This window comes from Lactobacillus sp. MRS-253-APC-2B, from assembly GCF_012843675.1.
In the GTDB taxonomy this organism is placed as follows: Bacteria; Bacillota; Bacilli; order Lactobacillales; family Lactobacillaceae; genus Limosilactobacillus; species Limosilactobacillus pulli.
Window position 1 is genome coordinate 186997 of the sequence record NZ_JABAFO010000001.1, and the last position, 24431, is coordinate 211427.

Annotated in this window: 22 protein-coding genes and 1 tRNA gene; 5 read left to right on the forward strand and 18 right to left on the reverse strand. The window is 46.8% G+C overall.

Annotated features, from left to right (window positions below; all coding sequences use genetic code 11):
* Positions 1-61 precede the first annotated feature (61 nt).
* The 5 genes from HF864_RS00915 to gap form a co-directional block, all read right to left on the reverse strand.
* A complete protein-coding gene (locus tag HF864_RS00915; RefSeq protein WP_169461256.1) occupies positions 62-1612 on the reverse strand; it encodes a ClC family H(+)/Cl(-) exchange transporter in 1551 nt (516 codons plus the stop codon).
* Between the two features lie 112 nt (positions 1613-1724).
* Entirely contained in the window at positions 1725-3047 is a 1323-nt protein-coding gene (eno, locus tag HF864_RS00920; protein WP_033934339.1) for a phosphopyruvate hydratase, read from the reverse strand.
* Between the two features lie 88 nt (positions 3048-3135).
* The gene (tpiA, locus tag HF864_RS00925) at positions 3136-3885 is read right to left on the reverse strand and encodes a triose-phosphate isomerase (protein WP_169461257.1); all 750 of its coding nucleotides are present in this window, start codon (positions 3883-3885) and stop codon (positions 3136-3138) included.
* Positions 3886-3978: 93 nt separating this feature from the next.
* Positions 3979-5187 carry a phosphoglycerate kinase gene (locus HF864_RS00930; protein ID WP_169461258.1) on the reverse strand — a complete coding sequence of 403 codons (1209 nt, stop codon included), beginning with the start codon at positions 5185-5187 and terminating at the stop codon, positions 3979-3981.
* Positions 5188-5272: 85 nt separating this feature from the next.
* A complete protein-coding gene (gene gap / locus HF864_RS00935) occupies positions 5273-6286 on the reverse strand; it encodes a type I glyceraldehyde-3-phosphate dehydrogenase (protein WP_169461259.1) in 1014 nt (337 codons plus the stop codon).
* 309 nt (positions 6287-6595) lie between these two features.
* On the opposite strand from gap, the gene HF864_RS00940 reads away from it, so the two are divergent.
* A tRNA-Arg gene (locus HF864_RS00940) sits at positions 6596-6667 on the forward strand.
* Positions 6668-6801: 134 nt separating this feature from the next.
* Here the strand turns inward: HF864_RS00940 and HF864_RS09515 are convergent.
* Entirely contained in the window at positions 6802-6933 is a 132-nt protein-coding gene (locus HF864_RS09515) for a hypothetical protein (RefSeq protein WP_006500395.1), read from the reverse strand.
* A gap of 402 nt (positions 6934-7335) precedes the next feature.
* Between HF864_RS09515 and HF864_RS09520 the strand changes: the two genes are divergently transcribed.
* Positions 7336-7461 carry a hypothetical protein gene (locus HF864_RS09520; RefSeq protein ID WP_272208555.1) on the forward strand — a complete coding sequence of 42 codons (126 nt, stop codon included), beginning with the start codon at positions 7336-7338 and terminating at the stop codon, positions 7459-7461.
* Between the two features lie 169 nt (positions 7462-7630).
* A complete protein-coding gene (clpP, locus tag HF864_RS00945) occupies positions 7631-8224 on the forward strand; it encodes an ATP-dependent Clp endopeptidase proteolytic subunit ClpP (protein WP_006500398.1) in 594 nt (197 codons plus the stop codon).
* Between the two features lie 60 nt (positions 8225-8284).
* Here the strand turns inward: clpP and whiA are convergent, their stop codons facing one another.
* From whiA to HF864_RS00990, 9 genes are all read right to left on the reverse strand, one after another.
* On the reverse strand, positions 8285-9223 hold the full coding sequence (gene whiA, locus HF864_RS00950; protein WP_169461260.1) for a DNA-binding protein WhiA: 939 nt from the start codon (positions 9221-9223) through the stop codon (positions 8285-8287).
* An 18-nt stretch (positions 9224-9241) separates the two neighbouring features.
* Positions 9242-10231, reverse strand: coding sequence for a uridine diphosphate-N-acetylglucosamine-binding protein YvcK (yvcK, locus tag HF864_RS00955; protein ID WP_169461261.1), 990 nt, complete (start codon positions 10229-10231; stop codon positions 9242-9244).
* 12 nt (positions 10232-10243) lie between these two features.
* The gene (gene rapZ / locus HF864_RS00960) at positions 10244-11113 is read right to left on the reverse strand and encodes an RNase adapter RapZ (RefSeq protein WP_169461262.1); all 870 of its coding nucleotides are present in this window, start codon (positions 11111-11113) and stop codon (positions 10244-10246) included.
* 295 nt (positions 11114-11408) lie between these two features.
* The gene (gene aroD / locus HF864_RS00965; RefSeq protein ID WP_169461263.1) at positions 11409-12161 is read right to left on the reverse strand and encodes a type I 3-dehydroquinate dehydratase; all 753 of its coding nucleotides are present in this window, start codon (positions 12159-12161) and stop codon (positions 11409-11411) included.
* Positions 12162-13067, reverse strand: a complete 906-nt coding sequence (locus HF864_RS00970; protein ID WP_169461264.1) for a shikimate dehydrogenase — start codon at positions 13065-13067, stop codon at positions 12162-12164.
* 139 nt (positions 13068-13206) lie between these two features.
* Complete coding sequence (gene uvrA, locus HF864_RS00975) at positions 13207-16059, reverse strand: excinuclease ABC subunit UvrA (RefSeq protein ID WP_169461265.1); 2853 nt, start codon at positions 16057-16059, stop codon at positions 13207-13209.
* Between the two features lie 18 nt (positions 16060-16077).
* Positions 16078-18117, reverse strand: a complete 2040-nt coding sequence (uvrB, locus tag HF864_RS00980; protein WP_169461266.1) for an excinuclease ABC subunit UvrB — start codon at positions 18115-18117, stop codon at positions 16078-16080.
* Positions 18118-18266: 149 nt separating this feature from the next.
* Entirely contained in the window at positions 18267-18962 is a 696-nt protein-coding gene (locus HF864_RS00985; RefSeq protein ID WP_169461267.1) for an HAD family hydrolase, read from the reverse strand.
* A gap of 49 nt (positions 18963-19011) precedes the next feature.
* On the reverse strand, positions 19012-19215 hold the full coding sequence (locus HF864_RS00990) for a hypothetical protein (protein ID WP_169461268.1): 204 nt from the start codon (positions 19213-19215) through the stop codon (positions 19012-19014).
* A gap of 131 nt (positions 19216-19346) precedes the next feature.
* Between HF864_RS00990 and HF864_RS00995 the strand changes: the two genes are divergently transcribed.
* The gene (locus HF864_RS00995; protein WP_169461269.1) at positions 19347-20138 is read left to right on the forward strand and encodes a hypothetical protein; all 792 of its coding nucleotides are present in this window, start codon (positions 19347-19349) and stop codon (positions 20136-20138) included.
* A gap of 14 nt (positions 20139-20152) precedes the next feature.
* Entirely contained in the window at positions 20153-20929 is a 777-nt protein-coding gene (locus tag HF864_RS01000; protein ID WP_169461270.1) for a hypothetical protein, read from the forward strand.
* Positions 20930-20971: 42 nt separating this feature from the next.
* Here the strand turns inward: HF864_RS01000 and HF864_RS01005 are convergent, their stop codons facing one another.
* The 3 genes from HF864_RS01005 to HF864_RS01015 form a co-directional block, all read right to left on the reverse strand.
* Positions 20972-21610: a YfbR-like 5'-deoxynucleotidase gene (locus HF864_RS01005; RefSeq protein WP_169461271.1), complete on the reverse strand. Its 639-nt coding sequence runs from the start codon at positions 21608-21610 to the stop codon at positions 20972-20974.
* Between the two features lie 70 nt (positions 21611-21680).
* Entirely contained in the window at positions 21681-23405 is a 1725-nt protein-coding gene (locus HF864_RS01010; RefSeq protein ID WP_169461272.1) for a phospho-sugar mutase, read from the reverse strand.
* A 42-nt stretch (positions 23406-23447) separates the two neighbouring features.
* Positions 23448-24263 carry an HAD family hydrolase gene (locus tag HF864_RS01015; protein WP_240936847.1) on the reverse strand — a complete coding sequence of 272 codons (816 nt, stop codon included), beginning with the start codon at positions 24261-24263 and terminating at the stop codon, positions 23448-23450.
* Between the last annotated feature and the right edge of the window lie 168 nt (positions 24264-24431).

Sequence of the window (24431 nt, forward strand, 5' to 3'; positions counted from 1 at the left end):
AGATTTCCTCCTATTTCACCCGCTATATCCGTTAAATCATACCATATTTCCAGTTATTTGGCTAATCATGCAACGATTGCCGAGCCGCGGCATTGATCCGTGCCTGGTTGGCAATGTGATTTTTACCGCGCAATTGAACGACCAGCGTATCACCAGCCTTTAATCTGGTATTGCCATGCGGAATCAGCTGGTTTTCACCACGATAGATGCAAGTGATCAGCGCCCCGGCTGGCCAGTCAAAATCCTTAATTAAGCAGCCATCCAGTACGGAACCCACAAAAATCGGCGTTGTCATCTGGGTCAGGCCCAACAGCTCTCTTTGCGGCTGTTTGTGCATCATGTTGGCAAACATCGCCGCATAAATCGGCGTGCCGCCCATCAGATCAACCACCAGCCAAGCCACAATCGAGACAATCGCCAGGGGCATCAGATGCGTCAGCGTCCCCACCATTTCCGTAATCAATAAAATCGCCGTAAAGGGGGCCTTGCTGATACAGGCAAAGTAGCCGGCCATAGCACAGATAACGTAATTTGGCAGATACTTGGCTGGAATCAATCCCCAATGGATCATGATCGCGCAATAGAGTGCCCCGATAATGCCACCCAGCGTTAGGATCGGCAAGAAAATCCCCCCGGGCAGCTCAGAAGCATAGCTGATCATGGAAAAAACAAAGCGTAAGATAAACAATCCCAGCATCACTTTAAACTCAGCCGGCATCTTAGGCAACGCCACGACCAGATTATTGCCGCCACCCAGCGTTATCGGCCACCACCAGGCAATTGGAATTACCAGTAAAAACGGAATCACCGGATACCAAGCTGGTTTTAAGAAATGCAGCTTGTGCATCCATTTTGGCAGCTGCAAAATCACAACCTGATACAGTCGCCCTAATAGCCCCAGTAAGATTCCCAGCAAGATTAGATGCCAGTACTGTGAAGCTGGAAGCAGCACCTCATGTGGCACATTCAGATCTGGCGCTAATCCAAAGAAAGCCATCGATACTAAATTAGCGGCCAAGGAACTGATAAACACCGACAGCCAGACTAACGGCGAAAAGTTATGATAAACCTCTTCTAAGATAAACATTGTACTGGCAATTGGAGCATTAAAGGCCGCTGAAAGTCCAGCCGCAGCCCCGCTGGCAATCCCAACGCGTCTTTCGATTTCAGTACCGGTATTTTTTTCGGCAATTCCTTGACCGATCGCGGCTCCTAGTTGAATCGAGGGACCTTCTCGCCCCAAGAACAGCCCCGAGCCAATACTGATAATGCCACCAAAAAACTTGCGCCACAGCACCGGCCACCATTTTTCATCAAACTGTCCTGTCAGCTGTCCCTCAACTTGAGGAATCCCAGAACCTTTAATATCCGGATTTTTCTGCACCAATCGTCCTAAAAAAAGCGCGACCAGTATGCTTGCCAAACTCCAAGGCAGCAGCCAAAATGGATGACCATGAAAATATCCAAATGCTCTGATGACCCCATTTAACAGATTCTGAATTGCCCAGCGAAACAAACTTACGACTAGTCCGGCAAGCAGGCCAATGATGGTGGCGCGGCCAAGCTGACGTAGATTTGCATACCTGAGTCTTGCAATTCTTGTAGTTTTCACTTTCTCTTCACACCCAAAAATTCTTGTTACTAAACTAGTCTAGCACAGATTTGCGGTCGCAAAAAAAAGCGTTTGGAAAAATCCAAACGCTTTAAAATCATTAATTGAAAAATTAACGGTTTTCGATGTCTTGACGAGCTTGTTCGCTCAGGTTGTAGAAGGAGTGAATCCCCTTGTATTGAGCAACGTCGCCCAGGTTGTCTTCGATCCGCATCAGTTGGTTGTACTTAGCAAGACGGTCAGTCCGGCTCATGGAACCAGTCTTGATTTGGCCGGCGTTAGTAGCAACAACCAGGTCAGCAATCGTCGTGTCTTCAGTTTCACCAGAACGGTGGGAAACGATAGCCGTGTAGCCGGCTTCCTTAGCCATTTCGATCGCTTCAACCGTTTCAGTCAGCGTACCGATTTGGTTCAGCTTGATCAGGATGGAGTTGGCAGCACCCATCTTGATACCCTTGCGCAGGTAGTCCGTGTTCGTAACGAAGAAGTCGTCACCAACCAGTTGAACCTTCTTACCCAGCTTGTTGGTAATCGTTACCCAGTCATCCCAGTTGTTTTCGTCGATTGGGTCTTCAACGGATACGATTGGGTACTTTTCAATGATACCAGTCAGGTATTCGATCCATTCTTCAGTAGTGTATTCTTCACCAGTGGACCAACGCAGCTTGTACTTCTTGTCTTCATCGTTCCAAAGTTCAGAAGCAGCAACGTCGCAAGCAATGGCAATGTCCTTACCTGGCTTGTAGCCAGCGTCTTCAATCGCCTTGATCAGGTATTGGAATGGTTCTTCGTTGTTGGCAAAGTCAGGAGCAAAACCACCTTCGTCACCAACTGAGGTAACCTTACCAGCAGCTTCCAGTTCCTTCTTCAGGGCGTGGAAAGTTTCCGCACCCCAACGGATAGCTTCACGAACAGTTGGTGCACCAACTGGCATGATCATGAATTCTTGGAAGTCAACCTTGTTGTCAGAGTGGGCACCACCATTGATAACGTTCATCATTGGCGTTGGCAGCAGATGAGCGTTGAAGCCGCCAAGGTAGTTGTACAGTGGCACTTGCAGTTCATCAGCAGCAGCCCGAGCAGCAGCCAGGGAAACGGCCAAGATGGCGTTGGCACCCAGCTTGCCCTTGTTAGGCGTACCGTCAAGCTTGATCATTGCCTTGTCGATTGCAACTTGGTCAGTAACTTCCATGCCGACGATTTCCTTGGCAATTACGTTGTTGACGTTAGCAACGGCCTTCAGAACGCCCTTGCCGCCAAAACGGTTCTTGTCGCCATCGCGAAGTTCAACCGCTTCGTGTTCACCAGTAGAAGCACCAGAAGGTACGATACCGCGGCCAACACCGCCAGCTTCAGTGTAGACTTCTGCTTCAACAGTTGGGTTACCACGTGAGTCCAGGACTTCACGAGCATAAATATCAGTAATGAGTGACATTGATGAATCTCTCCTCTGTCATTTTAAAATTGGAAAGTTCTTCCGCTTTCCATTGTATTATTCAGAACAATTTAAAACAAGCTTTATCTTAAGAGTTTACAAGCTTTAAGAATCGGTTGGGGTCCAGACTGGCGCCACCAACCAAAACGCCATCGATATCGTCATAGGCCATCAGCGCATTGATATTGGTCTCATTGACGCTGCCACCATAAAGAATTCGCACGGCATTGCCAATATCTTCGCCATACATATCGCGAATCGTCTGACGAATCAGGTAGCATCCTTCTGCCGCCTGCTCTGGGTCGGCGCTTTGCCCGGTACCGATTGCCCAGCTTGGCTCAAAGGCCATCGTAACCTTGGTAACGTCAATCGGTGACAGACCTTTTAAATCGGCCAGAATGCGGCTGACAACCCAGCGAACCTTCTTACCGGCAATTCGGCGTCCCATTGTATCATCACAGCAGACGATTGGGCACAGACCATTGCGCAAGGCCACCTGAACCTTTTGATTGATTAGTTCATCGGTCTCGTTAAACAGCCGCCGCCGCTCAGAATGCCCTAAGATGACATGATGAATGCCTGCTAAAGACAAAGAGCGTGGACTGGTTTCGCCGGTATAGGCCCCCGCAATTCGACTATAACAATTTTCAGCAGCGATTTTTAACGGCGTATCTTTCGCCGCTTGTACCATTGACGTTAAAGACAGCGTGGGTGCAGCCAGAATGGTTTCACGCTCACTAGGGTCTGGAAGATCGTTTTTAACGTAATTAACAAATTCAACGGCCTCTGAAACCGTCTTATTCATCTTCCAGTTGCCCGCAACAATTGGTACGCGCATGCAAAAGCCTCCTTTAATTATTTTTCCGCTGCTTTTATTTTATCAAAAAAAGCGATTGAATCGCTACTATGCTAATCAATCGCTTAAATATCTTTACTTTTCGGAAATTGCTGCAATCCCTGGCAGTTCCTTACCTTCCAAGTAAGTCAATGAGGCACCGCCACCAGTTGAGATGTGGCTCAGACGGTCGGCAATCCCCAATTGCTTAGCAGCGGCCGTAGAGTCCCCGCCACCAACAATCGTCGTAGCATCCGTCAGCGTGCCCAGGAACTTGCCGATTTCCAGCGTACCCTTGGCAAAGTTGCTCATTTCAAAGACACCCATTGGACCGTTCCATACAACCGTCTTAGCATCAGCCAATACGCTCTTGTACAGTTCAATCGTCTTAGGGCCAATATCCAGGGCCATCCAGCCATCGTCAATGTCGCCTTCGACTACCTTGGTGTTGGCATCGTTCTTGAAGGCATCGGCAACTACATTGTCAACTGGCAGTACCAGCTTGTCACCGGCTTTGTCCATAATTTGCTTGGCAACGTCGATCTTGTCTTTTTCAACCAGTGAGTTACCAGTCTTGATGCCCTTAGCTGCGTAGAACGTGTAGGCCATACCGCCACCGATGATGATCTTGTCGGCCTTATCCAACAGGTGATCGATAACGCCAATCTTGTCAGAAACCTTGGCACCACCCAGGATGGCAACAAAAGGACGAACCGGGTTGTCAACGGCATCACCCAAGAACTTGATTTCCTTTTCCATCAAGAAGCCAACACCTGACTTGCCTTCGCCGATCGCTTGCGCAATCCCGACGTTGGAAGCGTGGGCACGGTGAGCCGTACCAAAGGCATCGTTGACAAAGACATCGCCCAAGGAAGCCCAGTACTTACCCAGTTCAGGGTCGTTACCAGATTCACGCTTGACGTATTCGCCATCCTTAACGTCTTCGTAACGCGTGTTTTGAACCAGCAGTACGTCGCCGTTGTTCATTTGGTTGATGGCATCTTCCAATTGCTTACCTTCCGTTACTGGAACGAAGGTAACCGGCTTGTTCAACAGGTTGGAAAGCCGTTCTGCAACTGGACGCAGTGACAGACCTGGCTTGTCTTCTTCCTTCTTGATTCGACCAAGGTGGGAGAACAGAATTGCCCGACCACCATGATCGATTACATGGTTGATCGTTGGCAGTGCAGCCACGATTCGATTGTCGTCACCAACGACACCGTCTTTGATTGGCACGTTGAAGTCAACACGCATCAAAACCTTTTTGCCTTCCAATGGAAGATCTTCAACAGTCATTTTAGCCATAATTGACCAATTCCTCCTTAATTTGAAAAGAAGGCGGGCGGAGTTTCCTCCTCCCGCCTTCCTAATTGGTACTATTCAGTTCGCATTACAGAGTAGCGAAGTGAAGCAGCGTACGGATCATGTTGCAAGTGAAGCCGTATTCGTTGTCGTACCAAGCAACCGTCTTAACCAGTTGTGCGCCTTCGCCATCAGACATGATTTCAGTTTGAGATGGGTCGAAGACAGAACCGTAAGTAGAACCAATGATGTCAGAAGATACGATTGGGTCTTCAGTGTAACCAAAGGCTTCGTTGCCTTCAGTTGCCTTCTTCATAGCAGCGTTGACTTCATCAACCGTAACTTCCTTGTCCAGGATGGAAACAAGTTCAGTCAGGGAACCGTCAACGACACCAACACGTTGTGCGTGACCGGACAGCTTACCGTTCAGTTCTGGGATAACCAGACCGATAGCCTTGGCAGCACCAGAAGAGTGAGGAATCGTGTTCGTGCTTGCAGTACGGTTGTTACGCATCTTCTTGCCACGAGGGCCGTCCAGGATAGCTTGCGTGGAAGTAAATGCGTGGATCGTAGTCATGGTACCAACCTTAACGCCGAATTCCTTGTTCAGGAAGTAAGCCATTGGAGCCAGGCAGCTGGTCGTGCAAGAACCAGCAGAAACGATCTTGTCGTCAGCCTTCAGCGTGTCCAGGTTAACACCAGGAACAACAGTTGGGATGTTACCAGCAGGTGCAGAAATCAGCACACGCTTTGCGCCAGCGTCCAGGTGTGCTTGTGACTTTTCTGCAGAAGTGTAGAAACCAGTACATTCCAGAACGAAGTCAACACCATCGTTCTTAACCCAAGGAATGTTCCGTGCGTCGCGTTCAGCGTATACAGGGTATTCCTTGCCATCAACAACGATGCCCTTGTCAGTGGAAGAAACTTCGCCAGGGAACTTGCCGTGAGTAGAGTCGTACTTCAGCAGGTAGGCCAGCATTGAAGGAGTAGTCAAATCGTTGATTGCAACAACTTCAATGTCCTTGGAGCCCAGTTCGTGGATCCGACGGAAAGCCAAACGACCAATACGGCCAAAGCCATTAATACCAATTTTTACAGTCATACTGCAATTTCCTCCTTTAGGAAAATAATTCAATGTTCTTGTTTAGTTTACCACAACTTTTCATCCAAAATTGCCAAATTTAAGGAAAAAATCGGCAATTTTGTCTGCTAGCTAAACAATCACACTAACCTACGTTGTTTATGATACTCAAAACCGACTAACTTGTCCATGGAAATGTATTTAGTTTTCATCAAATTGGATCCATCCAATATTTTTGTAAAAATATTCATTTTCCTCTTGCATTTTGGTGCTGCAAAGGATATTATAATAAACGTTCGTGTTATTTATGCGAACTCATCTAAACAAGATGCGCCCTTAGTGTAATGGATCGCACGTGAGATTCCGGTTCTCGAGATCCGGGTTCGACTCCCGGGGGGCGCATTTAGGTACATCAAAGCACTGGTCAGGCTGATCAGTGCTTTTATTATACTTAAATGATCTTAATTAAAAATCAGCATAAAAAAGACCTCATCACAGTCAGCCTGGATGAGGTCTTTTTTTAATGGAAAAGCAAATTACTTTTCTTCAGCTGGCTTTTGCTTAGCCCACTTACGAATAGCTTCGATTTTCTTTTCCTTCTTAGCCCGCGTGTAACGGTCTGCGACTGGGCGACGGCCTTGTACGCCGTATGGATGTGCTTTACGCATAGCAATATGCCTCCTTTATATCTAACGTAAATAATCAACATTCCAATTATAAGGGTCAGGGTATCAAAAATCAACAACTATTATTACAACCAAGCTGTCATCAATAAAATTCAAAAAAATTTTTTGATTATCTGACTGATTTTGGGCATCTTGCTCATTTTTTAATTTCTAAGCTGGAAAGCCGGTCTGCGTTGACCTTTGGAAACGTTAGCACTGTTTTCACAATAAAAAATTGATAAACGTTTTCTGTCAATTTGACCTATACCAATTTGGGTATAAAAACCAAAAATCGCTTAAAACAGGCACTTGTCAATAATACCAATTTGGTGTATAGTCTTAGACATCACAGAGGTTAACAATTAATTCATTCACAAATCCATATTATTCGGGGAGATGAAATCTATGTTTAAAAAGAACATGCACGAATTGAACGAACTTAAGAAATTGATCGAAAATGACGATCGGGCCATGCTGGATGCCGAAATCGCCGATCAAGAACTGAGCATGATCTCAGCTGACTTGAAATAATTCTACCTATTATAAGGTTAGAAAGCGCTGTCATTGACGACATTTAGGTCGTACTTGGCAGCGCCTTTTTTGTGACAAAACATTTGACCTTTTCTGACCTATCGAGTATAGTATTCACATAAGTTAGCAATCGAAGCTGACTACTGCTAATTAAGAGGGAGGCCAAAGCATGAACTTAGTTCCAACGGTCATTGAACAGTCATCACGCGGCGAACGCGCTTATGACATTTATTCACGTCTGTTGAAGGACCGCATCATTATGCTGTCCGGTCCGATTGAAGATGACATGGCAAACTCAATCGTTGCGCAGCTGCTATTCTTGGATGCGCAAGATTCAACCAAAGATATTTACCTTTACATTAACTCACCCGGTGGTGTCGTAACCTCTGGGATGGCCATCTATGACACGATGAACTTCATCAAAGCCGATGTTCAGACCATCGTAATCGGTATGGCCGCATCAATGGCCAGCGTGCTGGTATCATCTGGTGCCAAGGGCAAGCGTTTCGGTTTGCCACACTCAACGGTTATGATTCACCAACCATCTGGTGGTGCTCAAGGTCAACAAACCGAGATTCAGATCGCAGCTGAAGAAATCTTGAAGACGCGTAAGATGATCAATGGCATTTTGGCAGAAAATTCCGGCCAGCCAATTGAGCAAATCGAACGTGATACTGAACGCGACCACTACTTAACGGCCCAGGAAGCCGTTGACTACGGTCTGCTTGACGGCATCATGGAAAACAGTGCCAAGTTGAAGTAATCACTCGCTTTTAAATATTTAAAAACCACGACTGCATGACACATGACAGCCGTGGTTTTTTTAGTTGGTTTTAGCCTGCCGTAATTCATCGGCATAGGCATTTAATTTACGCAATCGGTGGTTAACCCCTGATTTCGAGATTGGACCACCTGGCACCAAAACGCCGAGCTCTTTTAGACTGACTTCTTGATGAGCCAGACGGGTTTCGGCAATAGCGCGCAGCTTTTCTGGCAGACTGTCCAAACCAACCATTGAATCAATCAGACGGATATTTTCGATTTGGCGATTGGATGCATTGGCAACCTTATCCATATTGGCATTCTCGCAGTTGACCAGTCGATTGACGGAATTGCGCATGTCACGTACGATTCGAATATTTTCAAATTTGAGCATGCCATTGGTAGCACCGATTAATTGAAGAAACTCGGCAATCTTTTCGGCTTCTTTCAGATAGACGATGTAGCCGCTGCGGCGAGCCGTGGTTCGGGCATTCAGATGATAGCGATTGATCATCTGGGCAATCATTTCATTATGTTCTTCATATAAAGAATAAATTTCCAGATGATAGCGCGATGTCTCAGGATTATTGACTGAACCACCCGCCAAAAACGCCCCACGCAGATACGAACGAATCATCAAATCATCCTTAAGCAATGCCATTGGAACCTTTTCTTTGATCTGAAAACCTTCCAAAATTCCCAGATCACTGAGAATCTCTTGGGCGTGATAGCGCAGGCGTACCACGTATTGATTGTTCTTTTTAAGCTTCATCTTACGCCGGACGACGATCTCACTTTCAACTTGATAAAACTGCTTTAAAAGCGAGTAGATTCTGCGAGCAATCGCCGGGCTTTCCGTTTGAACGTTTAAAACCAGATTGCGATTGGCAATTCCTAAAGCGCCATTCATCCGAATCAGCGCCATCAGTTCGGCCTTGGCATTATCCAAGTGCACCTGCAGCCCCGTCAGCTCTTTTTTTACCTCGCTGGCATATGACATGCGCGATTCCCCCTCTTGTTAATAATGGACGCCATGTAGACGATTCAGCAGTTCAGCCACCACCTTGTCGCGATCATGAAACGCCCCATTGTCTCTTAAACGCAAGAAATTACTGGAGATTACCCGACAGCCCATATCACGCAAGCCTTGAAAGTCATGCTTGACAGGCTGAGAGATCTCGTTCCATTCTTGAAAATCAATATAGTCTTTTGGCACCGGCTGAATATTTACCAAAACGGTATCAATGAAATTTTGCTTTAAGTGCGAGTTGAGCACGCGCACATGATCAGCATCTGAGAAATTGTCGGTTTCACCCTTTTGTGTCATGATGTTGCAGATATAGACAACTTCAGCTTTGGTTTCACAGACGGCCCGACCAACGTTTTCGATCATCAGGTTGGGCAAGATGCTGGTAAACAGACTCCCTGGTCCCAATACGATTTGATCGGCATCCATAATGGCATCAATAACCTGCTTGACGGCTTTTGCCTGGTGATGATTCTCATTATTGGACGGCGTGATCCAGACCCGCTGAATTCGCTTATGTGCTGCCGTAATCTCGGATTCACCACTCAATGTCGAACCGTCAGTAAACTCGGCATTTAAGGTCAGCGGCTCATCGGTAACTGGATAGATGTGTCCTTTAATCTTCATCAATGACGACAGTTCCTGCACGGCAGCGAAAATATCGCCGCCTTTCATCTCAGCCAAAGCTGAAATAATCAGATTACCAATCGCATGGCCAGCCAGAAACTGGTCAGTACTGTTGAAACGATATTGAAAAATTGACAGCTCTAGTTCCGATAATTCCGATAAGGCAACCAGTGCATTGCGAATATCACCAGGCGGCACCACATTGACATAGTTGCGTAAGATTCCTGATGAGCCGCCGTCATCGGCTACCGTCACGATTGCTGTAACGTCAACGTCTTTGTCCCTAAGACCATGTAGAATCTCAGGAAGTCCCGTCCCCCCACCGATCATGACGATTTTAGGTTTGTGGATCATTTGAATACCTCCTTATTTTGCCTTATCGACGTCACGATGATGCAAATTGACCGTATAGCCATCCTGACGCAGATCATGATTTAACCGGTTGGCAATCGTTACTGAACGATGCTGACCGCCAGTACAGCCAATGGCAATCGTCAGGCTGCTTTTGCCTTCTTGAATATAGCCAGGTAAGGTTACCTTTAACAGGGCCTTGAGGTGTGAATAAAAATCTTGGGCCAACTGACTCTTCATCACATAGTCTTGGACTGGCTGATCGTTGCCGGTTAAATGCTTGAGCTCAGGCAGATAGAATGGGTTGGGCAAAAAACGAGCATCAATAACGATATCAGCATCTAATGGCAATCCATATTTAAAGCCAAATGACATAACCTCAACAAAAAAGCTGCTGGTCTGACCATTGCCAAAGTAGTCATCAATCCGCAGCCGCAGATTGCGCGGCGTCAGGTTAGTGGTGTCAATAACAACGTCGGCTTGACTCTTCAGATCACTCAAAAGCGTCCGTTCCTTTTGAATTCCTTCTAAAACGCCACCTTGCCGTGACAGTGGGTGCGAGCGCCGCGTTTCCTTATAGCGTGATACCAGCTCAACATCACTGGCATCCAAAAACAAAACTTCAACTTTTAGATCAGTCCGATTCTTCAAGCGCTGAATGCAAGGCAGAATCTGGTCATAGAACGCTTGTGATCGCGAGTCCATTACCATCGCCATCTGGTCGAATTCAGCAGCGTTTTGGATCACGTCGGCAAATTTTTCCGCCAGATTAGGCAGCATGTTATCAATTACAAAATAGCCTAGATCCTCAAAGCTTTGAACGGCAACCGTCTTACCGGCGCCACTCATCCCAGTAATGATCACGACTTGTAGTGGTTTTGCCACGGAGCTATCACCTCAATTCAAAATACGCTTCTCATTGTATCACACCCGGGCGTGTCTTTTAATTTTAATGACTTTTCATTAAAAAAGCATGAGAGTGAGAAAAAACTCCGAAAATCAGCTTGCGACCGATTTTCGGAGTTTGTCTTCGAACCTCCTCAATTATGGCTAGGTCGGTCAAATGCTGATTTATCAGCGTTTGAACTGCCAGCCAGCTACTGCGCTGAGGCATTACTATCCATAAAATAGTTAAGAGGTTGAGTTAATTCCCAGCCTCATGCTTTTAAGATCAATTATCTTAAATTTTTAAATTATCCAGTGCCCTTCTTAATTCGGCAATGCTTAGCTGACCGGGGGCTGAGGCCTTTTCAACGGCACCAAACGTCAATGCTGAGCCAAAGACCTCACCGGCTATGCGCGTTACCTTCCCTAGATCGCCCATGGCCATGGTGATCAATGGCAAATCCAGTTGTGCATGTGCTTGAGCAGTCGCTTGCAAAAGTGTCAAAACATCATTTGAGTTTTGCGGCATAACGGCAATCTTAGCCACATCGGCACCAAGATCAGCCATCACGTGCAAGCGATAATAGATCTCTTCAGCAGCTGGCGTTCGGGCAAAATCGTGGCTGCTCATAATTACCTTAATACCATGAGTGTTTGCCAGTGCTACGATTCGCTCAATCTGAGATCTTTGATGAAACAGCTCAAGATCAATGGCATCCGTCAGCTCATTTTCAATTACAAAATGTACGATCTGAAAATACTTTGCTTCATCAAGCTTTCGACTGCCACCTTCTTCAATCGTGCGAAACGTGGTTAAAAGCGGCAGCTCAGCCAGTATTTTTCTCAATTTAAGGGCTGCTGAGCGTAGTTTTTCAAAATCCAGGACATCATCAAAAAAATCAATTCGCCATTCAACAACGTCTGGCTGCGCATTTACGATGGCTTGTGCCTGCTTTTCAATGGACATTTGATCATCAGCAACGATTGGAACGGCAATTTTAGGTCTGCCATTGCCCAAGACGATATTTCTAAGCTTAACCTCTTTCATCTAATCTTCCTCTTTGAAAAGCAGATTGCGAATGTATTCAACCGGCATGTTCTGACCAGTCCAAAGCTTAAAAGCTGCGGCTCCTTGCTCCAGCATCATGCCCAGTCCGTTGAAGACGTGATTGACGCCTGCTTGCTGGGCCACCTTCATCAACTTGGTCTCACGTGGAGAGTAGACCGTATCGTAGACAATCATGTCCTCATGGAACCAGCTTGGATCCTCAACCAAAGTCATATCTTCCAGTGGCTTCATACCGACACCGGTTGCATCAACATAGATATCACAATCGGTCAGCTCTTTTTTAAAGTCATCCTGGTCCTCTAAACGATGCAGCGTAGCATGGGCACCGGTCTTTTCATTGATGATCTTGACGTTGCGCTCGGCATTTGGCCATTTGTCATCGGCAATGTTAAACAGCGAAAGCTCACTAACGCCATCAATTGCTGCTTGCATGGCAATCGGTGTCCCAGCACCGCCTGCTCCGGTCAGCACCATCTTTTTGCCACTAATATCCAGCCCCTCGTCTCGCAACGATTGCATAAAGCCGATTCCGTCGGTTGTGTAGCCCGTCAAGACGCCATGATCGTTAACAATGGTATTGACGGCCTGACAAAGTTCAGCCGATTCATCCAGCTTGTCTAGGTATGGAATTACTTTTTGCTTGTTGGGCATTGAGATATTGGAGCCGCGCATATCCAACGTTCTGATGGCATCAATAGCTTTGGGCAGCTTTTGATTATCAATCTCAAAACAAAGGTAGGCGTAGTTTAGACCCAATTTAGCAAAAGCATTGTTATGCATCGTTGGCGACATTGAGTGACGAATCGGATCCGCCATCAAGCCAATTAAAATCGTGTGTCCATTAAGCGAAATGTTTTTCCCGGTATGAATATTGTTCAGATCCATCAGCCAGACCTCCGTTTTTATTTTTAATTAAAATATAATATTCTAATCTTAATATAACGATTATAGAATTTCAATCTTTAATTAAAAAGTCCAGCGGATCAAAACCCGCTGGACTAGTAGCATTCAAATCAAAATCATTTTATCTTTCATGCTGAGCAGCCCATTTGCGGTCACGCTCCAGCATCGGCTTGAGGTATTGTCCCGTATAGCTTTCTGACACTTCAGCAATTGTTTCTGGCGTTCCGGTGGCCACGACATAGCCGCCAGCCTCGCCGCCTTCTGGCCCCAGATCAATCAGCCAGTCCGCTGATTTAACCACATCCAGGTCATGTTCGATTACCAAGACGGTATTGCCGGTATCAACCAGACGCTGCAAAACACCCAAGAGCCGCTTGATATCAGCCATGTGCAGACCGGTTGTCGGCTCATCGAGAATATAAAAGCTCTTGCCATGCGACTGCCGGTGCAATTCACTGGCCAGTTTCATCCGCTGGGCCTCACCACCCGAAAGCGTCGTTGCCGGCTGACCCAACTGCACGTAGCCCAGCCCAACGTCTTCAATAGTCTGCAGCTTGCGCCGGATCTTCGGAATGGCACTGAAGAATTCCAGTGCTTCAGAAACCGTCATCTTAAGGACTTCAGCAATGTTTTTGCCTTTATATTCAACTTCCAGCGTTTCGGAATTATAACGCGTGCCATGACAGACCTCACATGGTACATAGACATCAGGCAAAAAGTTCATCTCGATTTTTAAGATCCCATCGCCGCGGCAGGCCTCACAGCGACCGCCCTTGACGTTAAAACTGAAGCGTCCTTTGGTATAGCCGCGTAATTTAGCCTCATTGGTCTGTGCGAACAGATCACGAATATCGTCAAAGACCCCGGTATAGGTTGCCGGATTGCTGCGCGGCGTCCGACCGATTGGCGATTGATCAATATCAATGACTTTTTCGATATTTTCCAGACCACTGATCGAAGCATAGCGTCCTGGCTTGGCTGATGCACCATTAAGCTTTTGAGCCAGGATGCGCTTGAGGATCAGATTGACCAGCGTTGACTTGCCAGATCCGGAAACGCCGGTTACGCAAATAAACTCACCCAACGGGAATTTAACGTCGATATTTTTCAGATTATTGGCCTGGGCGCCTTTTAGTTCGATAAAGTTTCCGTTGCCGCTACGCCGTTTTTCAGGTACAGGAATCAGCTGTTTGCCGGAAAGATATTGACCAGTCAGCGACTTGCGTGAACGCATGATCTGTTTTGGCGTTCCAGCGGCCATGACTTGACCACCGTTTTCGCCGGCGCCGGGGCCAATGTCGATAATGTAGTCAGCTGCCCGCATGGTATCCTCATCGTGTTCAACGACGATCAGCGTATTACCCAGATCACGCATCTTCTTGAGTGAAGCGATCAGTCGATCATTGTCGCGCTGATGCAGGCCAATTGATGGTTCATCCAAGACATACATGACGCCGGAAAGGTTTGAGCCAATCTGAGTAGCCAACCGAATTCGCTGCGCCTCACCACCCGAAAGCGTCCGTGCGGCTCGACTCAGCGTCAGGTATTCAACGCCAACGTTAGCCATAAACGTCAGGCGATCCAAAATTTCTTTTAGAATCGGCTTGGCAATCTTGGCCTTGGCTGGTGACAACTCGACATCTTTAAAGAATGGGATGGCTTGGCTGATTGGCAGTTCAGAGACCTCGCCAATGTTTTTACCCATGATCTTAACGGCCAAAGCCTTTTCGTTCAAACGATAGCCATGACAGGCCGGACATGGCAGCTCAGTCATATACTTGCGCATCTGCTCACGGGTAAAGTCAGAGTTGGTTTCATGGTAACGCCGCTTGACATTGTTGATGACGCCTTCAAACGGTACGTCAACATCACGCACCCCGCCAAAGTCGTTTTCATAATGAAAATGAAACGTCGTCTCACCATTGCCATAAAGAACCTGCTTTTGCTGCTTGGCTGGCAGCTTTTCAAATGGTACGTCCATATCAATGCCAACCGAGTCACAGAACTGTTCCAGCATTTTTGGATAGTACTGAGACGAGATTGGATTCCATGGCAGCATGGCACCTTCACGCAGTGTTTTTTGTCGATCTGGCACGACTAATTCTTCGTCAACCTCTAATTTACTGCCCAGGCCTTCACACTCAGGGCAGGCCCCCAGCGGTGCGTTGAATGAAAACAGTCGTGGTTCTAATTCGCCAACCGTAAAGCCGCAGACTGGACAGGCATACTGCTCAGAAAACATCAATGGCGTTCCGCCAATCACGTCCGCCGTTGCATAACCATCGCTTAAACGCAGCGCAGCCTCAAACGAGTCGAATAGGCGCGAGCGGATACCATCTTTGATGATGATTCGATCAACCACCACGTCAACGGTATGCTTTTTATTTTTATCCAGCTCTGGAACCTCTTCAAGATCATAGGTCTCGCCATCGACTTGGACACGGACGAAACCGGCCTTCTTGATTTTTTCAAAGACCGCTTTTTGTGTTCCCTTCTTATCACGAACGACCGGAGCCAAGACCTGCAGCCGCGTGCGTTTTGGCAATTCCAATACACGGTCAACCATCTGCTCGACGGACTGACTGGCAATCACGCTGCCATCATTAGGACAGATTGGCGTCCCAACTCTTGCCCACAGCAGCCGCAAAAAGTCATTGATCTCAGTAACCGTGCCGACCGTAGAACGCGGATTGTGCGAAGTTGTTTTTTGATCGATCGAAATTGCCGGTGACAGGCCATCGATCGAGTCAACATCGGGTTTGTCCATCTGCCCCAAGAACTGCCGCGCATAGGCAGAAAGGCTCTCAACATAGCGACGCTGTCCTTCAGCATACAGTGTATCAAAGGCCAGTGAGCTCTTGCCTGATCCGGAAAGCCCCGTGATCACGACCAGCTTGTTTTTAGGAATCGTTACGTCTATATTTTTTAAGTTGTGGGCACGTGCACCATGCACCACGATTTTATCGTTGGCCATTGCCAAATCCCCCTAGTCTCAGTGCTTAGCCTGTTTGGTTTTCTGATGCTTGATTGCGGCATTGAGTTCCATGATCGTATCGCGCAGCGTGGCCGCCTGTTCAAAATCAAGTCGCTTGGCAGCTGAGCGCATCTGCTCGGTCAGCTCAGCCAAAAGATTTGCCTGCTCGTCTTTAGCCAGGGCCTTAAAGTCCTTGACCGTAAATTCAGTATCATGCTCAACCTTACCAGTATCTTCGGCTGGCTTAACGGCACTAATCGCTTCTTGAATCGGCTTGATGATGGTTTTGGGCACGATATGATGGGCCTGATTGTAAGCTTCTTGAATCTCACGCCGCCGCTTGGTCTCATCGATGGCAGCCTGCATTGAATCGGTAATCGTATCGGCGTACATGATAACCTGACCGTTAGCATTACGGGCAGCCCGCCCAATGGTTTGAATCAAGGAGCGTTCATTGCGCAGAAAGCCTTCCTTATCCGCATCTAAAATTGCGACCAGCGAAACTTCCGGAATATCCAGACCTTCCCGCAACAGGTTGATTCCGACTAAAACATCAAACTTGCCTAACCGGAGCTCACGAATAATCTGAGTTCGCTCCAATGTCTTAATGTCACTGTGCAGATATTTGACTTTTAAGCCCAGATCCTTTAGATAGTCGGTCAGATCCTCTGACATTTTTTTAGTCAGAGTCGTAATCAAGACGCGTTCGTTCTTTTCAATCCGCTGGTTGATCTCACCCACCAAATCATCAATCTGCCCCATAACTGGCCGGACCTCAACCTTAGGATCCAAAAGTCCGGTTGGCCGGATAATCTGTTGAACGACATGATCAGTCTGGGCCAGTTCATAAGGGCCTGGTGTGGCTGACATGTAGATAACCTGATTGATTCGTTCTTCAAACTCGCTTAGTTTCAGTGGCCGGTTGTCTAAAGCACTTGGCAGCCGGAATCCATAATCGATCAGCTGCTGCTTACGAGCGCGGTCACCATTATACATCCCACGTACTTGTGGCATGGTCTGATGTGATTCGTCAACGACCAGCAGAAAATCCTTAGGGAAAAAGTCCAACAGCGTAAATGGCGGCTCGCCGGGCTTTCTGCCATCCATGAAGCGCGAATAGTTTTCAATACCGTTGGTGTAGCCCATCTCGCGCATCATTTCAATATCATAGGTCGTCCGTTGCTGAATCCGTTCCGCTTCCAACGGCTTGCCTTCTTTAGTAAATTTTGCAACCTGCTCTTTCATCTCAGCTTCAATCTGTGGTAAGGCAGTATCCATAATATCGTCACTGGTTAAAAAGTGCGTAGCCGGGAAAATCGAAACCTGTTCACGATCACCGATAATCTCGCCAGTCAAAGCATCAACTTCACGAATTCGATCGATCTCATCGCCAAAAAACTCAACGCGCAGTGCTCGCTCGCCACGCGAAGCTGGAAAGATCTCGACAACGTCGCCATGAACGCGAAAACGGCCACGCTGAAAATCAATATCGTTGCGATCAAACTGAATCTCGACCAGGTCTCTAAGCAGCTGGTTACGCTCGATTTCTTGACCAACGTGCAGCGACAAGACATGATCACGATATTCGCGCGGATCACCCAAACCAAAAATACTGGAAACCGAAGCGACAACGATTACGTCATTGCGTTCCAAAAGCGCGCTGGTGGCTGCATGCCGCAATTTATCGATCTCATCATTAATTGAGGCATCCTTTTCAATATAGGTGTCACTGGATGGTACATAGGCTTCCGGCTGATAGTAGTCATAATAGGAAACAAAATACTCAACTGCATTGTTGGGAAAGAACTTTTTCATCTCACCATACAGCTGACCGGCCAGAGTCTTGTTGTGCGACAAAATCAGTGTTGGCTTGTTGTTTTGGGCAATGACGTTTGAGATCGTAAACGTCTTGCCAGTCCCGGTTGCCCCCAGCAGAATCTGGGCATGCTCGCCTTCTTTAAGACCTTGCGTCAACTGAGCAATGGCCTCGGGCTGATCACCGGTTGGCCGGTAGTCAGAAACCAGTTCAAATGGTCGATCAGGCTGACGATAAATCAAAAGAATTCCTCCTTGTTGACGACAGCAGGATTCGCTGATTCTGCCGTCGCATAAAATCGGTACAAGTTTAGCACACGAACGTTTATTCGTCTAACGATTTGCTCCTGCCTTAAAAATAAAAAGCCGCCTGATTTGGCAGCTTAAGCTCTTTAGTTTGATTGGCGCGCAGCTCGTTCCTCCATATCTGGCGCAACGCGGGCAATATAGTCTGGCAGCTTCTCTAAGGTTGGCAGCGCCTTATTGTGCTTGTACATCCGTGAGTTGGCCATTCCTTGCCGATTGATCCAAACGTTATGCCAAGACCGATCAGCAGCTGGCTTGATATCTTGCCAATAATCACTGCCGATATGTGCATGAGCCTGTTGGTCAAGGTTGAGCTTTTCGCTGACCAGATCAAATAAGGCTGCCTGTGGCTGGTAAGCCTGTACTTGTTCAGCAGTCAAGATGCCATCCAGCCATTCATTCAATTCCTGCAGCTGAGCTTGAGCAATATCATTGTCGGTATTGGCAATCGCATACAGTTTATTATGACGCTTTAATACCGGCAGCGCCTTTAAAGCATCGTTGAATGGATGCAATTCTTTTTGGGCGGCCAGCAGCTCGTCATAGTGACGACCAAACCAGCCGCGGTCATTAAATTGCACGTCCATCAGCATTAAGGTCTGCTTTAAGATCGTCTTTTGATCCTGGTATGCCTGGCCATACTGTAAGCGTGCCTGGTAGAAGCGGTAAGCCGAAACAACCTGTTCTTCATCCAGTTCTGGCTCTTTGGCAAGTGCTTTTAATGCATCAAAAAATAGCGTTTCATCCAATAGCGTGCCATTAACGGCAAAAGTCAAAATCATTGGCAATTGACCCCTTTTTAAATTATTCTTCACTTAGTATAGCGCATTTTTAATCATCATGACGCTGTTGGGTAGCTAATTTACCCATCAGATAAAACTGCAGTCCCGTAGCTGCCAGATAAATCAGCAGCATGGCCGCCATCCAGCCCATATGACGACCGGCCAGACAAAAGCCGCCGACAAACATGGCAAAATTAGCCAGGCCCGACAGTAGAATCTGACCATCAATTCGACGGCGCGTTGGCTTATCCATTTAAAATCCCCCTTGCAGTAGCGTTGAACTAAATTATAGGCGATCAAGTTCAAAAATGCATTTATTTGTCAAATCAGAAAAAACGTGAAAAAATTAATTATATCTATTCAGTATCGGAAAGGAAGTTGGCCATGTTTGTTACGCCAGCCATGTGCAAAGGATTGGAGCGTGAGTATCTGACCTACCGCTTTAATCGGCATACCAATTATCTAACCGGATTCTTTCGCTCACCACTTTTAAAGCCCGGACAGACCGAGTTTATCTTTCGGCCCACTAAAACAACCATCGCAGCTTATGATCAAGCACGGATGGAACTGAATCAGCGCTCACTGATGATGCAAAAAAAGCGCGGCATTCCGGAGAAATTTCAGCAGCTGGCCTTTTCTCAAAGTTTCAGCCAGGACTTTAACGAAAGCGACTATCGCTATTCAACGGCTCAGGCCACGCGCTGGATGGAAGAGCTGACTGGTCAGCCAATTCATATCTGGCGAGTCAGCGCCCAGTTATTGGATCATGTGGGAACGACATCATTGGATCATGCCTTACTGTGCTTTTTCGGTACTGACCCAATGCATCATGACTATCAGATGTTTACCGCCGGCTTTGCACCTTTATATCATTTAGCCCACTCAATGGAAAATGCCTTTAACTTCTCGGCTGATGATTTATTTTCAACCAATTATCATCAGTTTGATCAATGGGTTTTTACCTTATTTCATGCCTTAGCACTGGAAATGACCGAGCAGCCTGACCTTGGCGAGGCCGCTGCTAGCGACACCTTGTTTTTACAGCCGGATCGCCATTTCGAGCACTGGACGCTGCAAAATGAGTTTCCTACACGCGCGGATTATTGGAATCTGCATGGTCGCGTCATTATGGCCATGTCTTTGAATGCCGATTTGGCCAGTGAGGATCATGATTAGAAAGGATGATGCTGATGATCCCAGATGAGTTGTTTGAACTATTATTGCAGGAGTTTTCCAGCGACCCAGTCCATGACTACATTTTAAAGACATTTTCATCGTCACCATTAAAACCGGGTGAGACGGAATTTTACTATTCACCGCTGGGACTGAACACGTTTACCGTTTTTGATGAGCAGCGCGAGCGCATTGCCGCCCAGAGACTTCATCATGTAATTCCTTCATTTACCGAAGAGTTCATGGCCAATCCCTGGCGCTTTGCCGGCTCGACCAGCCTTGCCGATCAAATGATGACCAGCTATGCCAATTCATTGCGACCCGCTTCTGAACAGACCGTCGTTCAGACTATAGAAGTTGTAGCAGCTCTGCTTGACGTCATCGGCACTCAGCAGTCCTGGCAGGCCCTGCAGCTTTATCACGGTCAGTCACATGATAGAAACGACTATTTTCTGCTACAGACCGGCATCGTACCGCTGCTTGCCCTGGCTAGAGATCTGGCCCATGATCATGAGATTTTGGATTACGATGCTGAACTGGCTCATTTTAATAACGTTGCAGACTTTGTCGGTGCTTTAAGCAATATTGCCATGGCACTAGTCCATCGCTGGTTTAGCGAGGTTGTTATTAATTTTTCCATGACCTCAAGAATTCAAGCAGCTTGGCCTTATCTTTTGGTACCCACTCAAAATAGCTGGCATAATGAGCCCTTAACTCAAGATTCATTTAAATCACTGCCGCTTGCAAACGTCAATTCAAGACATGTCCAGCTGCTGTTGCCATTTTCCATATAACAAAAAGATTCTGCATTTCGGCAGAATCTTTTTATTTTAATTTTAACGTTGAATAATCTGCGTGGTAACAACGGCCAATTGCGTCTGACTTTGCGTCCCCGCATTGTCTTTTAAGAGTTCAGGCAGAATCCTTTTTAAGAAATACTTAACGCTGGCCATCTCATGAAACTCCATGATCGATTCTAGACTGGAGCGATAAATATCCATGTAGACCGGCTCTGGATTGCCTTTTTGAATTTCGCCAAACGACTCATACATCAGATCGATCTTATCAGCCACGGATAAAATTCGTCCTTCAATCGTATCATCTTTACCTTCGCTAAAGCGTCGCCGATAGGCCTTACGAAACTCTAGCGGAATTTCAGTTTCAATAAAGTTTTCCGTCAATGAGTCATCAACTTTGGCCAGCATCTCACGCAGCTCTGGCGTGGCATACTTGACCGGCGTCTTGATATCACCGATGAAGCGTTCCGTATAGTCATGATTCAAGGCCTTTTCATAAAGCGAGCGCCAATCAATCTCATTGCCAGCCTGCTCTTCAATATCGCCCAGCATCTGTGCCGCCTGGGTAACCTTAAACGAATGAGCTGCAACGTTATGCTGCTCAAATTTAAAATATCCCGGTGCACGGTTGATCATCTCAAGATCACTCAGACTTTTTAAGTATTCATGCATTCCCATTTGATCACCTGCTTTCTTAAAATAATAATAAAAACGGCTTGTGGTTTCCCGCAAGTCGTTTTCAGCTTGGCTAGGCTTCAGCAAATTCTTGCAGTGCCTTTTCAAAGTCAACCAGCTTTTGCTTGGCGCCATCCAAAGTGTCGGCACTCGTACCAATGTAGTACTTAAGTTTTGGTTCCGTACCAGAAGGACGAATAGCAATCCAGGTACCATCAGCCAAAACATAGCGCAGTACGTTTGATTCTGGAATGCCCAGTTCTTCAACCGTACCATCGGCCAGCGTCTTGGTATTGTTGGAGAAGTCTTCGGTAGCTGCAACCTTTTGACCGGCAAAGTCCTTTGGTGCCTCTTCACGGAACTTCTTCATCAAGCCCTTGATCTTAGCAGGTCCCTCAACCCCGGCATAAGTATTGGCAATCGTCTTTTCTTGGAAGTAGCCATACTTTTGGAACAGTTCCTGCAGACCATCGTACAGCGTCATATTGCGGCTCCGGTAATAGGCAGCTACTTCAGCCAGCAGCGTCAGCGTTTGAATGGCATCCTTGTCGCGGACGAATGGCTTGATCAGATAGCCGAAACTTTCTTCAAAACCAAACATAAACGTGTGGTTGTGCTTGGTCTCATATTGGTGAATCTGATCGGCAATCCACTTAAAGCCGGTTAAGACGTTGACCATCTTGACTCCGTAATCTTCAGCAATCTTGGTGGCAAACTCAGTCGAAACGATCGATTTAACAGCAGCTGCATTTTCTGGCAGCGTACCAGCCTGTTTGTGGGCTTCCAAAATGTAGTGCAGCATGATTGAGGCAATCTGGTTACCAGTCAAGAGCAGGTATTCACCATCTGGCTGACGAATTGCACATCCCAGACGGTCGGCATCAGGGTCAGTAGCGATCAGAATATCGGCATTAACCTGCTTACCCAGCTTTTCAGAACGAACGAAGGCTTCAGGGAATTCTGGATTTGGATGTTCCAAGCCAGGGAAATCACCATTTGGCTGACCTTCAAATGGTTCTACCTCATAGTTGGTAAAGCCGGCTTGACGCAGGGCCCGTTCGCCAAGCATTCGACCGGTTCCGCACAGCGGCGTGAAGACAAACTTCATTTCCTTACCGTACTTTTTGGCCAGCTCATGGTCGATCGTAACCGTCTTGGCATTTTCAAGGTAAGCGGCGTCCACGTCTTCGCCCATGATGTTTTCAATACCGTTATCCAGCATTTCCTGCTCGTCAGCCAGCTTGATATCAAAAATATCATCAATCTTGCGAATATAGCTGGTCATCAGATCAGATTCCTTAGGTGGCATCTGACCGCCGTCTTCACCGTAGATCTTGTAGCCGTTGTATTCCTTAGGGTTATGGCTGGCCGTAATCATAATACCGGCATAAGTGTGCTTGTAGCGTACGGCAAACGACAGCTCAGGGGTTGGCCGCAGATTATCGTAGATGTAGACCTTAATGTTGTGGGCTCCCAGAACACGGGCAGCGTCGTGTGCAAACAGACGCGAGTTGTGACGGGAGTCGTAGCTGATGGCAACCCCGCGCTGCTTGATTTCTTCGCCCAGCGTGTCCATAAATTGAGCCAGACCTTCCGTAGCCTGCCGAACCGTGTAAACGTTCATTCGATTGATGCCCGGACCCATCAATCCCCGCATGCCGGCCGTTCCAAACGAAAGCGGACCATAAAAGGCATCCTCAATTTCTTTTTCGTCCTTCATTGCTGCCAATTGACGCTTCAAGCCAGGTTCCAGATCTTTACGATCGAGCCAGGTTTGGTAGGTATCTTTCCAACTCACAATGACATCTCCTTAAATTATAATCACCTGTATCACAGTAACTTAAGTATACCGCACTTGGTCCTTGTTTGGTGCAATTCGTTCAATAATTTGGGCTATACCATCTTTTTCGTTGCTTAAAGCAATTATCTCAGCGCTTTCCTTAACGTTTTGACTGGCATTTGCCATGGCAACCGGATGAGAGACGCTTTTAAGCAACGGCAGATCGTTTTCATCGTCGCCAAATGCCATCAACTGATCATAACTGGCTAGGCCATGATTGATCAAATAATGCGCAGCCTGACTCTTATCGGCACTGGCTGCGTTAATCGTCAAATAGCCATCACCGGCTTCATGTACTGCAATCTCAGCTGACTGCAGACTTAGGATTGCTGATTTGACCTTTTTTAAAAGGATGGGATCTTCAATGATCAAAAGCATTTGCAGTGCGTTTTGGATTGGGCGATTATGCACATCATAGACTGGCTTGATGCCAGTATAAAAGATCTCATTGGCTACCCCTTGGTCATAAGTTGAGACATGCCAAGCAAAAGCATCCATCCAGGTAAGATTGAGCTGAGGAAACACCGATTCAATCAATTCTTGCACCTTTTGCGCGGCTGGATCAGGAATCGCATGCTGGTTTAAGATTTCAAATTTATCCTGATTTGGCTGAAAAACAACCGCGCCATTTAAGGCTGTCTGTGGTCCCTTCAGTTGCAGCTGATTGATGACATCCAGCATCTGAGCCGGCATTCTTGCTGAGGCCAGCATCAGTGAAAGACCGCTAGAAACGACGGCATGAATCGTTCTTTGACTCAATCTGCCTTGTTCATTGAGCAGCGTATGGTCCAGATCGCTGATTAGATAATATTGCATGCCCACTGTTAAATCATTCCTCCTTAAAGATGGTATTTTTCTAATCTTAGCATGGTCGACTCGCAAAAAGTTTGCCATTTTCAGCAAACTTTTCATGGACATTTATAAAAAATAGCGTTAAGATTAAAAAAACATTAAAAAATAAGTTTTAATTCTAATTTTAAGGGA

Bases quoted from the DNA above. Each gene is read 5' to 3' on its own strand.
- eno (WP_033934339.1), bottom strand. From the start codon at position 3,047: ATGTCACTCATTACTGATATTTATGCTCGTGAAGTCCTGGACTCACGT.
- tpiA (WP_169461257.1), bottom strand. From the start codon at position 3,885: ATGCGCGTACCAATTGTTGCGGGCAACTGGAAGATGAATAAGACGGTT.
- HF864_RS00930 (WP_169461258.1), bottom strand. From the start codon at position 5,187: ATGGCTAAAATGACTGTTGAAGATCTTCCATTGGAAGGCAAAAAGGTT.
- gap (WP_169461259.1), bottom strand. From the start codon at position 6,286: ATGACTGTAAAAATTGGTATTAATGGCTTTGGCCGTATTGGTCGTTTG.
- HF864_RS09515 (WP_006500395.1), bottom strand. From the start codon at position 6,933: ATGCGTAAAGCACATCCATACGGCGTACAAGGCCGTCGCCCAGTCGCA.
- HF864_RS09520 (WP_272208555.1), top strand. From the start codon at position 7,336: ATGTTTAAAAAGAACATGCACGAATTGAACGAACTTAAGAAATTGATC.
- clpP (WP_006500398.1), top strand. From the start codon at position 7,631: ATGAACTTAGTTCCAACGGTCATTGAACAGTCATCACGCGGCGAACGC.
- whiA (WP_169461260.1), bottom strand. From the start codon at position 9,223: ATGTCATATGCCAGCGAGGTAAAAAAAGAGCTGACGGGGCTGCAGGTG.
- yvcK (WP_169461261.1), bottom strand. From the start codon at position 10,231: ATGATCCACAAACCTAAAATCGTCATGATCGGTGGGGGGACGGGACTT.
- aroD (WP_169461263.1), bottom strand. From the start codon at position 12,161: ATGAAAGAGGTTAAGCTTAGAAATATCGTCTTGGGCAATGGCAGACCT.
- HF864_RS00970 (WP_169461264.1), bottom strand. From the start codon at position 13,067: ATGGATCTGAACAATATTCATACCGGGAAAAACATTTCGCTTAATGGA.
- uvrA (WP_169461265.1), bottom strand. From the start codon at position 16,059: ATGGCCAACGATAAAATCGTGGTGCATGGTGCACGTGCCCACAACTTA.
- HF864_RS00985 (WP_169461267.1), bottom strand. From the start codon at position 18,962: ATGATTTTGACTTTTGCCGTTAATGGCACGCTATTGGATGAAACGCTA.
- HF864_RS00990 (WP_169461268.1), bottom strand. From the start codon at position 19,215: ATGGATAAGCCAACGCGCCGTCGAATTGATGGTCAGATTCTACTGTCG.
- HF864_RS00995 (WP_169461269.1), top strand. From the start codon at position 19,347: ATGTTTGTTACGCCAGCCATGTGCAAAGGATTGGAGCGTGAGTATCTG.
- HF864_RS01000 (WP_169461270.1), top strand. From the start codon at position 20,153: ATGATCCCAGATGAGTTGTTTGAACTATTATTGCAGGAGTTTTCCAGC.
- HF864_RS01005 (WP_169461271.1), bottom strand. From the start codon at position 21,610: ATGGGAATGCATGAATACTTAAAAAGTCTGAGTGATCTTGAGATGATC.
- HF864_RS01015 (WP_240936847.1), bottom strand. From the start codon at position 24,263: ATGCAATATTATCTAATCAGCGATCTGGACCATACGCTGCTCAATGAA.